This is a genomic window from Pseudanabaena sp. UWO310 (assembly GCF_006861605.1).
Lineage (GTDB): Bacteria > Cyanobacteriota > Cyanobacteriia > Pseudanabaenales > Pseudanabaenaceae > Pseudanabaena.
In genome coordinates this window covers 1-11,032 of the sequence record NZ_SELU01000068.1, presented here as the reverse complement: position 1 = coordinate 11,032, position 11,032 = coordinate 1, and the positions used below count along the sequence as shown (strand labels likewise).

Annotated in this window: 10 protein-coding genes; 7 read left to right on the top strand and 3 right to left on the bottom strand. The window is 44.5% G+C overall.

Annotation, left to right across the window (positions count from 1 at the left end; all coding sequences use genetic code 11):
- Positions 1 to 172: 172 nt before the first annotated feature.
- Positions 173 to 1,633 carry an Asp-tRNA(Asn)/Glu-tRNA(Gln) amidotransferase subunit GatA gene (gene gatA, locus PseudUWO310_RS18895; RefSeq protein ID WP_142604028.1) on the bottom strand — a complete coding sequence of 487 codons (1,461 nt, stop codon included), beginning with the start codon at positions 1,631 to 1,633 and terminating at the stop codon, positions 173 to 175.
- 160 nt (positions 1,634 to 1,793) lie between these two features.
- On the opposite strand from gatA, the gene PseudUWO310_RS18890 reads away from it, so the two are divergent.
- From PseudUWO310_RS18890 to msrA, 5 genes are all read left to right on the top strand, one after another.
- Entirely contained in the window at positions 1,794 to 2,267 is a 474-nt protein-coding gene (locus PseudUWO310_RS18890) for an STAS domain-containing protein (RefSeq protein ID WP_263363463.1), read from the top strand.
- Between the two features lie 711 nt (positions 2,268 to 2,978).
- Positions 2,979 to 3,374, top strand: a complete 396-nt coding sequence (locus PseudUWO310_RS18885; RefSeq protein ID WP_009626685.1) for a Mini-ribonuclease 3 — start codon at positions 2,979 to 2,981, stop codon at positions 3,372 to 3,374.
- Positions 3,371 to 4,885 carry a 23S rRNA (guanosine(2251)-2'-O)-methyltransferase RlmB gene (rlmB, locus tag PseudUWO310_RS18880; RefSeq protein ID WP_142604026.1) on the top strand — a complete coding sequence of 505 codons (1,515 nt, stop codon included), beginning with the start codon at positions 3,371 to 3,373 and terminating at the stop codon, positions 4,883 to 4,885. The genes PseudUWO310_RS18885 and rlmB overlap by 4 nt, the downstream gene beginning before the upstream one ends.
- A gap of 95 nt (positions 4,886 to 4,980) precedes the next feature.
- A complete protein-coding gene (locus PseudUWO310_RS18875; protein WP_142604024.1) occupies positions 4,981 to 5,277 on the top strand; it encodes a DUF1816 domain-containing protein in 297 nt (98 codons plus the stop codon).
- Positions 5,278 to 5,467: 190 nt separating this feature from the next.
- The gene (gene msrA, locus PseudUWO310_RS18870; protein WP_142604022.1) at positions 5,468 to 6,121 is read left to right on the top strand and encodes a peptide-methionine (S)-S-oxide reductase MsrA; all 654 of its coding nucleotides are present in this window, start codon (positions 5,468 to 5,470) and stop codon (positions 6,119 to 6,121) included.
- Between the two features lie 185 nt (positions 6,122 to 6,306).
- Here the strand turns inward: msrA and PseudUWO310_RS18865 are convergent, their stop codons facing one another.
- Complete coding sequence (locus tag PseudUWO310_RS18865; protein WP_223805755.1) at positions 6,307 to 7,593, bottom strand: lipid-A-disaccharide synthase; 1,287 nt, start codon at positions 7,591 to 7,593, stop codon at positions 6,307 to 6,309.
- Between the two features lie 290 nt (positions 7,594 to 7,883).
- Here PseudUWO310_RS18865 and btpA point away from each other — a divergent pair, with 290 nt between their 5' ends.
- Positions 7,884 to 8,750 (top strand): photosystem I biogenesis protein BtpA, encoded by an 867-nt coding sequence (gene btpA, locus PseudUWO310_RS18860; protein ID WP_142604018.1) that lies wholly within the window; start codon positions 7,884 to 7,886, stop codon positions 8,748 to 8,750.
- 185 nt (positions 8,751 to 8,935) lie between these two features.
- Positions 8,936 to 9,820 carry a vitamin K epoxide reductase family protein gene (locus PseudUWO310_RS18855; protein WP_142604016.1) on the top strand — a complete coding sequence of 295 codons (885 nt, stop codon included), beginning with the start codon at positions 8,936 to 8,938 and terminating at the stop codon, positions 9,818 to 9,820.
- A gap of 48 nt (positions 9,821 to 9,868) precedes the next feature.
- Here the strand turns inward: PseudUWO310_RS18855 and PseudUWO310_RS18850 are convergent, their stop codons facing one another.
- The gene (locus PseudUWO310_RS18850; RefSeq protein WP_142604014.1) at positions 9,869 to 10,696 is read right to left on the bottom strand and encodes a transporter substrate-binding domain-containing protein; all 828 of its coding nucleotides are present in this window, start codon (positions 10,694 to 10,696) and stop codon (positions 9,869 to 9,871) included.
- Positions 10,697 to 11,032 lie beyond the last annotated feature (336 nt).

The window sequence follows — 11,032 nt, the reverse complement described above, 5'->3', positions numbered from 1 at the left end:
AAAAATCAAACCCAATAGAGAGTTGCGGCGCTTCGCGCCGCAACTCTCTATTGGGTTTGATGTCCTGACTTAAGACAAATCAAACCCGAAGAATTGATTGGCGGCGCGAAGCGCCGCCAATCAATTCTTCGGGTTGTGCACCCAAAAGCCTTGCATTGCAAGGCTTTTGGGTTTATAGGGAAGGTTTTTGTTTGTGCCATTCCGTAGATTGCTCGTAGCCATAGGCAACTTGCAACAATACATCTTCTCGTAAGACATTAGAGATCATTTGTAAACCGATGGGCATTCCCTTCGAGTCAAATCCACAGGGAATACTAATTCCTGGCAAGCCAGCAAGGTTTACAGGAATGGTCATCAAATCCGATAGATACATCCCTAGAGGATCTTCGGTCTTGCTTCCTGCCTTAAAAGCCGTAGTTGGCGCAGTTGGACAAACTAAAACATCTACCTGCTCAAAAGCTTTTTGAAAGTCTTGAACGATTAGAGTCCTCACCTTCTGCGCTTTCAGATAATACGCATCATAGTAACCAGCCGATAGCACGTATGTGCCAATCATGATCCGCCGCTTTACTTCTGCCCCAAAACCCTGCTCGCGAGTATTCTCATACATGCTCAGCAGGTTCTCTGCACTCTCATCGCGAAAGCCATACTTAACGCCATCATAGCGAGCGAGGTTTGCCGATGCTTCGGAGGGGGCGATGATGTAATAGGTGGGGAGTCCATAACGGAATCTGGGGCAAGAGATCTCATAGATTTCTGCGCCCATACTTTCCATATGCGCGATCGCCTTTCTCACCGAAGCCTCAACTTCGCTATCTAAACCTTCACCAAAGGTTTCGGTAATTACGCCGACCTTTTTGCCCTTTAGGGATTGGGTTAAGTCTGGGGTTAATAAAGCCGCATAGTCAGGAATCTCGATGTTAATGCTGGTGGAGTCCTTGGGATCGTAACCCGCGATCGCCCTTAAAAATATCGCCGCATCTTCCACGGTATTGGCAAAGGGACCAATTTGATCGAGTGAGGAAGCAAAAGCGACTAAGCCAAACCTTGAGACTAGTCCATAGGTGGGCTTTAGTCCGACAACACCACAATAGGATGCAGGTTGACGAATCGAGCCGCCCGTATCCGAGCCAGTAGCAATAATACATTCCCCTCCTGATACTGCGGCCGCAGAACCACCCGACGACCCACCAGGCACATAGGCGGTATTCCAAGGATTTGCCGTGAGGGCGATCGCCGAGTTTTCGGTCGAGCTACCCATCGCAAATTCATCAAGATTAGTCTTGCCAACCATCACGGCTCCAGCCGCACGCAGTTTTGCCGTAACTGTGGCTTCGTAGGGTGGCACAAAGTTTTTCAGCATATTGGAGCCACAGGTGGTGGGCATCCCCTTGACACACATATTGTCTTTAATACCTATGGGCACTCCCGCCAGAATTGGCAGTGGGTCACCTGCGGCGATCGCTGCATCAATGGCTTGGGCTTGAGCGATCGCCACTTCAGGAGTTACCGTAACAAAGCTATGCAGTTTTGGCTCTAGGTGAGCAATGCGATCTAAAAACTCTTGAGCAATTTCAGTTGCTGATCGCTCTTTATTTAACAAGGTTTGGCGAATTTGGGCGATCGATGGCATAAACAATCTGATGGGTTATTGGGCAGATTTTTTAGTATAAAACTAAATCGGTTACTCACGCGCCATGCCCCTTGATGGAGAGGGGATTAGCTTAAAGAAAAGCGAAAAAGAACCGCCTTTTCTACTTTTGTGATATCGGGCAGGGCTTAAAGATGGCATTATGTCCTTTATTTTTTGTATTTTCTGGACAAGCGTCAAGAAAGCAAATACAATATACCCGCAAATTAAGGTACGTTCTTACCCCTTGGAGGTCATTATTCCTGAACCGTTAACCTTGACTGTGAGTTTAAGAGGCAGCCTCGAAGTCAAGGACAATTATCAATTAATACGCCTCGCAGGTCTTCTAGACGCTTTTTCTGAGCCAGCTTTTAAGAAAGTGATAGGCAAGTGCGTCGAAGATGGCCCTCATAATGTGATTTTAGACCTGTCAACCATTGATTTTATTGATAGTTCTGGACTTGGAGTTTTGGTGCAAATGGCAAAAAAAACTCAGACTTTGGATGGAACCCTCCAAATCATCACCAACGCTAGAGTCACCCAAACGGTCAAACTAGTTCGATTAGATCAATTTCTGACACTTCAAACATCAATCGATGAAGCTCTGGCAAAGCTGGCAAAAACAAGTAAAGACTAAGTGACTAAATCAAGTGACTAAATCAAGTGACTAAATCAAGTGACTAAATCAAGTGGCTAAATCGAGTAACCAAATCAAGTAACCAAGCAAAAAAATCAAATAGATATTAACCAAATTCAAAAATAACTAACCCAAAAACAAGCAATCTGCACCTCCCAACAAATCTCGAATCAATCTCGAATCAATCTCAAAAAGTGTAAAAATCAACTTGAACTTAATGATATTTTTCGTTTTCAGGAAAAATACAAAGAAAATTATGGGGCAAATTTTCTAGACTTGATATTTTGTGCGATCACAAATGCAGTCACAAATGCGATCACGAAATTGATAAATTAAACAAACTTCACATACTCTAAGTTTCTTACCGCGAATCTCAATCCTTCCATAGGCTCTGCCCAACAAGGTACTTTTATGGGAGATTTGTTTGCCAATTTCGTACGGTGAGTTGCTTATTTAGTGTGTAAAGTTTGTTTTTAACGTTTCGGGCACTAAAATCTATTCCCAATATCAGAACTGCTGTTATGATATTCATGAGACAAAATTTATACATATTGATGGGCAAGCATAGCTTGCCCATCAATGTCTGAAATAAATGTAAATATCAAAGGGTTGACAAATATCTAGATATTTTGTCGTCATTCCATCATTATTCCGTTATTCTCGTTATTCATTGTACGCAAGCAAATTATTCTGTAATGGCATTATCTCGTAATGTCTCTTAGCCCAATCGTTGAAAATATCGCTGAGATCCCAACCTCTGCCCTAGCCTATATTGGCGATGCTGTTTATGAGATGCAAATGCGTCTGCATTATTTACTGCCGCCACGCACTGCCAAACAGTATCACCAACTTGTAGTCAGTCAAGTTAGAGCAGAGCAACAAGCAAAACTTCTCGAAAAACTCGATCTCACAGACTTTGAGTCCGACCTCGTAAGACGCGGGCGCAATGCTGCGGGATCTATATCGCGTAAAGTCGATCCCAACATTTATCAAAAGGCAACAGGATTTGAAGCATTGATTGGTTATCTTTACTTAACCGATCGCGATCGCCTCGACAAAATTTTTACTCAGCTAATTAGCCATATCGATACCCCAGCGCCGCCATGACATCGCAACCTAGACTGAAATCCCGACAATCCGACCATAATTCCGACCGAGACGCAGACAGAAGTTTTGAAAAGCGTTCTGAAAAGTCTTTCGACCGATACTCAGATAAACGTGCTGATAAGCGTTCTGACAATCGCTCCGATAGCCGAGCTGGTGGTAAATATGCAGACAAGCGCAATGATAAGCGTCCCGAGCGTGTTGCTGACAAATCCTTTGAGAAGCCCTACAAATCCTTAGAAAAAGGCTTTGAGAAACGTGCTGATGGTCGCTCTGAAGCAAAGTATACGGATCGTACCGATCGCCGTACGGATTCTAAATATAGCGATCGCCGTCCTGAAAGGGGCTTTGAAAAAAGTACGAACTCATCGGCTGAGCCCAAATTTGACCGCAAGTTTGATAAACCAATCACTAAAAAATTTGCTGATAAAAAATTCGGCGATAAGAAATTTGCTGATAAAAAATTTGGCGATAAGAAATTCGCTGATAAAAAATTCGGCGATAAAAAATTTGAACGTGGCGATCGCCCCGAACGTTTCGATCGTGGCTCAGAGCGTGGTTCCAGCCGTGGCTTAGAGCGTGGTTCAGAGCGTGGCTTTGATCGTGATTTTAGCGATCGCAAATTTGGAGATCGTGATTTTGGTGATCGCACCGTACCTAACTTCGAGCGCCGCTCCTTGCCACCCATCGGACGAGCTGTCGATCCTGATGGAGAACTAGGCATCGTTGCACCAGTCCATAATCCTGAGAATCCCGATATTGTCTATGGTCGCCATGCCGTTGAAGCGGTACTCAATAGCGATCGCAGCATTAACCGTGTGTGGGTCACGCCCAGACTACGTTATGCCCCCGATTTCTTGCCACTAATTGACGAGGCAAAGGCCGCAGGAGCCGTAGTCGATGAAGTGGATAACACCAGACTGGATCGGATTACTGACAATGGCAGACACCAAGGGATCGCCGTTCAGGTCTCGGCTTACGAATATGCTGACCTCGATGAATTAATTGCTAGTGCCAAGGAAAAATCAGCCCAACCCGTCATCGTGATTGCTGATGGCATTACCGATCCCCATAACCTAGGCGCGATCATTCGGAGTGCAGCCGCGCTCGGAGCACAGGCTCTCGTGATCCCCCAGCGCCGAGCCGCAGGAATTACAGCGACAGTCGCTAAAGTTGCCGCAGGTACCTTGGAGATCTTGCCCGTTGCCCGTGTCGTCAACCTCAATCGCGCCCTTGAGAAAATTAAAGAAGCAGGATTTTGGGTTTATGGGACAATGGCAGGAGCCAGTGATGCCATTCACAAAACAAAGTTCTCTGGAGCGATCGCCTTAGTTATTGGCGCTGAAGGAGAAGGATTGAGCCTCTCAATTCAGAAGAACTGTGACTTCCTCGTATCTATACCTTTAGAAGGAAAAGTCGATAGCTTAAATGCTTCAGTTGCCACAGGAATGGCTCTGTACGAGATTTTTAGACAACGTTGGGTGAATACGTTAAACCTGAACAATTTGTCTTGAAGTCCTGTTTTAAGTTATATAAAGATATAGTAAGAAAGCTTTAGTGCTAAAGCTTTCTTGTCTAACCAAACCATTCACTTTAGCTATGTAAAACCATGGGTGGTCAATTGTTTAAGAACTTTTTCATATCAATTCTGGAAATGTTGGGCTTAGCTGTGTGGGTTGAAATTGTCACAGATTTCCCACGTTGCACTTATTATTTTGGGCCATTTGTCAATGAATCCGAAGCTGAGGCTGCGAAAATTGGCTATATAGAAGATTTAGAAACCGAAGGGTCGAAAGGTTTAACTGTAGTAGTTAAGCGCTGCAAGCCAGATTCGCTGACTATTTACGATGATTCACTGGATTTTAAGTTTGACCGCTTTCCTGCATTTAGCGGTCAGACTCTGTAACTAATCAACCGATGAATGAATTCAGGGGCAAAAGCCCCTAATTTTTTATGAGATAAATGCATAATGAAGATATAGATGAGCTAAGCATAGTTCTTGCCATATCTATTAATTATTTCGTGACACGTATTTGTACGTTGAGATCAATTAAAGCCCGATTTATTTTTTAGCAAACAACTTTTTTAGTGAACCTATGTTATTCGGACTAGGCAAAAAATTAACCCTTCCAACGGTAGCCGACGCTCTTGCAGGAAGATCTTCAGCAATTCCTACCGCATCACACCACTTTGTTAATGGTAATGCTCTAAAACCGCCTTTCCCTGAAGGTATGGAAACTGCTGTATTTGGATTGGGATGTTTTTGGGGAGCAGAACGTCGTTTTTGGCAGCAAAAGGGGATCTATGTAACGGCTGTTGGCTATGCCGCAGGATTAACTCCTAATCCTACCTACGAAGAAGTTTGTTCGGGGATGACTGGACATAATGAGGTGGTGCTAGTCGTATACGATCCCCAAGTAATTAACTATGCTGATCTCCTGAAGGTATTTTGGGAATCCCATAATCCCACCCAAGGAATGCAACAGGGCAATGATAAGGGAACGCAGTATCGTTCGGGGATCTATGTTTACAATGAGACCCAACGCAAACTCGCCGAAGAGTCACGCGAAGTCTACCAAGAGGCGTTGAAAGCTTCAGGGATGAAACAAGGCATCACGACCGAAATTCGCGATGCTGGAGAGTTCTATTATGCTGAAGGCTACCATCAGCAATATCTAGCCAAGAATCCTGGTGGCTATTGTGGACTCGGTGGCACTAACGTTTGTTATCCTGCTGGAGCGATCGCTTAAGCCCGAAGCCAATGTTATACCAAAGCTGAAAATGGCTACGCCATTTTCAGCTTTGGTTTTTAATTCACAAACGTGCTGTCACACTTTCATGAATTGGTATTACTCTGATTAATAAAAAATTCCTTGCTGGTAATGTCTATAGCTACATAAAAAATGCGGTGCAAAGCACCGCATTTTTTATGTAGCTATAGCATTTTTAAAAGCATTGCTACGAGCTTGGTGGCGGCTCCCGATTCTCCACAGACTTCTTTGAGCCGATCGCGCATTTGAGCTAATTCTTCAGGATGATCAAGGTAGAACAAAATTTCATCGGCAATTTGAGTTGGCGTAATTACGCCAAAAATTTCTGGCACGATCGCCTTTCCCGCCCAGATATTCGGCCAAGCTAGCAACTGTCCCTTTTTTTTAATTTGGTCGATCAGGATCGAGTTAATCGTCGTTCTAATCAGCTTTCCCCAGAATGGCGTGGATGCAAGTAAACCGAGCAATCCGTCCCATCCAACCTTGATGTCGGAAACGTTAGTGGGCAATAGCACGAGCATCGGCTGGTTGAGGGAGGCAAGCTCGGCAGTATTTGCTCCTACCGTAGTAATACAAAGTTGACTACTGCTGATCAGGGCATGGGCAGGAAATCCCGCATGAATTTTGATAACCGCTCCTTTAGCCGTAACCAAATTCCCCTCTACCAGAACCGCCGTTGCTCCATCGCTATCGGGCGTAGGAAAGCTAAATTGGGCATATTGGGCTAGGGTTTCTGGAGTGACGGTGGGGGCGAGCGGGACGACCAGATCGAGATCGGGACGTTTTTGTTTCAGGATATCGGCGATCGCCACGAATAGAGGCACGCCAATCTTTAATTTCTGTTCTTTGGAACCAGGCATGAAACAAATTCTTAGAGCTGTATCCGCATTACTACGTGGTGGTTCGACCCCACGATCGACCATCAAATCACCAATTACTGATGCTTTTGCCCGTAAGGGGGCAGGGATCTTAGCGGCGATCGCTTGGTTCCGCACCGCAAAGCCATCTACCCAGCGATACCATCGGGCTTCCCATTCGGCATAAATTAGGGTCTTATAGCCTAGACGTTTGGCGATCACGACCGTAAAAAATTGATCTCCGCCCAAAAAGATCACGATCCCCTGCTTGCTCCATTCCCATTGAGGAGTTTTGCCCCACAGTAAAAAATCAAAAAATTGTTCTGGGGGTAATACCCGATCCACATTGGGGAAGCTCTGGGCAAGTTGAGGCTCCTGTCCGCTCGCATTTTGATCAGGGCATAGAGCGATCGAAATGCGTGGTTTGAGTTTGGCTAAACCTTCCGTGGATTTGTCATTGAATTTGTCATCGGATTTGAGAGATAGATCTAAAGCTCTTAGAAAGGGATATACCCATGTTGTTAGCTCCCCAGGTCCATTGGACAAAATTAAGATATCTGTAGAGACATCTCTGGCATGAGGAGCGTTAATCATAGTTAATAAACCCATAGGGTAGGCAGAGAACTTATTACCCTATCTACTTTATGAGTTAATTGTCAGAAATTGAAATGACGGGATCGAATTCACGATAAAATTATGCACTCATGATCGAGTTAAATTAAAAGCTAATGAAGTAGCTCAGAAGTAAACTTTAAAGTCCAGAAATACTTGCCGTTCGCTAAGCAGGCGGTCTAGGTTCTGATTTTAGATTTAATCTTGCTGAATTACTTACTCAGCTTTTGAGCCTAATTTTTTACTCAAGTTTTTTTATAAGCGTCACGCATGTGGATTTAAGTAGTTTATTTGATACACCAAAGCCCGTAATCGGGGTCATTCATCTTTTGCCGTTGCCTACTTCGCCGCGTTGGGGGAGCAGCCTAAAAGAGGTAATTGATCGCGCCGAACAGGAAGCCACAGCTCTTGCCGCAGGTGGAGTGCATGGGATTCTCGTAGAGAATTTTTTTGATGCGCCATTTACTAAAAATCGCGTCGATCCTGCGGTGGTTAGTTCTATGAGTCTGGTTGTGCACCGTGTGAAGCAGATGGTGGGCATTCCTGTGGGTATTAACGTTTTGAGGAATGATGGTCATAGTGCATTAGCGATCGCCTCTTGTGTTGGTGCGAAATTTATTCGGGTCAATGTCCTCATGGGCGTAATGGCAACGGATCAAGGCATTATCGAAGGTGATGCTTACAAACTCTTGCGCTATCGTCGCGAACTAGGCACGGATGTCAAAATCTTTGCTGATGTTTTGGTAAAGCACGCTCAACCGATTTCTGTCCCACAGATATCTGCGGCAGTTCACGATACGATCCATCGCGGGCTTGCCGATGCCGTAATTTTATCGGGTTGGGCTACAGGAAATGCCCCGAAAACTGAGGATCTTCAGGAGGCAAAAATTGCCTGTGGCGATACGCCTCTGTTGGTTGGCTCTGGGGCAACATGGGATAATGTACCACAGTTGATGGAATATGCTGACGGGGTCATTGTTTCTAGCTCTCTTAAGCGTAATGGTCAAATTCAACAGGCGATCGATCCGATTCGAGTCAGCCGTTTTGTCGATGCAGTAAGGTTAGATATTGCCAATAAAAAAAATAAGCATATTGCCGAAGAGCAAATACGGCGATCGCCACCAATATCTATTGGGTAAAATCTCTATAAGTAATACCAATTCCCAAAATGGCGTTGCCATTTTGTGATTTGGTATTAGATCTGGATTTTAATTATGCTGAGGCTCTTAAATAATCTATAAATAAAATTAACGATGCAATTACATACCGTTAATGCTGCGTTAATTTAGATCTAGCAGGTATTTACAAATTGTCAGGAACAGCTATGCGAAAAAAAACTGAGCCGTGGTTGCATCGGTGGTCGCGCCCTGCGATCGTCGCTTTGTCGCTATTTGGCTTTTCTCTTACAACTTATCTGACAGTGACTCACTTTTTGGGTCAAAAAGTAGCCCTCTGTTCCGTGGAGGGTAGCGGGTGCGATCTAGTACTCAGTAGCGAATATGCCAAGATTTTTGGCGTTCCCTTAACAATTTTTGGTGCATTGGGCTATCTAACGCTAGGACTGCTGGCAGGGTTGCCATTGCTATTAAAACGCGACGATCCCAAGGCTCAGGGTCAAATCAAGGAAACCGCAAATTTCTTGATGTTTATGCTATCTTCCTCGACCTTCGTTTTTAGTGGCTATCTGATGTATTTACTTGCCTCAGGTAGTATTGGCGGTCAGCCTCAAGTTTGTCTCTATTGCATCTCCTCAGCCGTCACGATGATGACGATCTGGTTGCTGACAATATTTGGTAATACTTGGAAAGATGTCGGTCAGTTATTTTTTACAGGCGCGATCGTCGCAATTGTGACTTTGACTGGGACTCTGGGTGTTTATGCCAGTCAGGGTAAGATTGCTGCTCAAAGTAACTCCTTTGCAGGACGATTGGCGCAACATTTGACCGCAACCAATGCCAAGATGTACGGCGCATATTGGTGTCCCCACTGTAAAGATCAGAAGGAAAAATTTGGCGATGCGAAAAAATTAATCCCCTATGTGGAATGCGCCCCAAATCCTCCTAACGGAGCAAAATCTGAAGCTGAGTTATGTAAGCAAAAAGGGATTGAGGGCTATCCCACTTGGGAAATTCAGGGCAAGATGCTCTCTGGCGAACGTACGTTAGAAGAGTTAGCCAATGCTTCGGGCTATACAGGCGATCGCAATTAAAAACCAAACCATCCCATAAAAAATAGAGTGCAAAGCACTCTATTTTTTTTATAAACCCCAATATTTTGCCCTTTCCTTGAGCCAGCCATTTTTATGCCACTTATCCACAATGCCAAAGACCCGATCGCGCAAGTCTAAATGCTGCAATCCTCGCGGTAAGGCGATCGCTAAACTATGGACGGCAATGGGTTGCCCGATGATTTCCACATCAGGATAGTCTTGAAGCCATCGGATGAGGCTAGTGCGATCGCCCACAAAGGCTTTAATTTTATCCGCTTGCAATGCGGCTAAACCATCGGCATAGGAACTCGTGCCAATGATCGCCGCTTTCGGAAATTGCGATTGGATCGCAGCGATCGCAGCGGAATTTTTGATAACGCCTATGGCTAAAGGTTGGTAGAGTTCTTGAGAATTAGTACCGCGTTTAGCGATCACGATCGTGCTGTCGATGTAGTAGGGCAGAGAGAAATCAACCAAACGCGAACGATTAGTAGTTACTGTAATTTGGGCGATCGCGAGATCGACTTGATTGTTTTGCAATGCTGTTAGGCGATCGCGATTATTTAAGGGCAATAATTCAACCTGAAAATTTAGTTCTTTTGCCAACTCCCGCGCCATCTCGATTTCTAATCCCACGAGGTTACCACTGCGATCGCGAAATCCCAAGGGCGGCAAATTATCTTTGACCCCCACGATCAATTTGCCCCGTTTTTGGATTTTATCAAGCGTATTTATTTCTGGAGTGATGGCTGAGTTGGTTTCGGCAGCGATCGCCAAGTGATGCACCTGAAGAGCCTTGAAGTAATTTCCTCCATCAATTAAGGCGATCGCGGCGATCGTGGTTAAAAACAAAGTATTACCCTGTAACTTTTTCACCTAGACATCTCCCGACAAATTCCAAACAAAAAAGTCAAGCTTCCATTGTAGGAAACTTGACTAAGATAACTTATTTAACGTCAGTTCGGGTTAAGCTGGCAAATTTTAAAAGCCCAAAAGTAAAAGCCTTGCGTAGCAAGGCTTTTACTTTTGGGCTTTGAGAAAGGGTTTGCGTAGCAAACCCTTTCTCAAAGCCCGTTTCAAATTATCCCGAATCCACGTTATACTTTTCGCTCAAATCAAAACTAAGAGACTTTTTGAAAGTGTTGCGAAGCAACACTTTCAAAAAGTCTCTTGTGGTTCTTTTAAAAAACCATTTAAGAATTGGATATATCC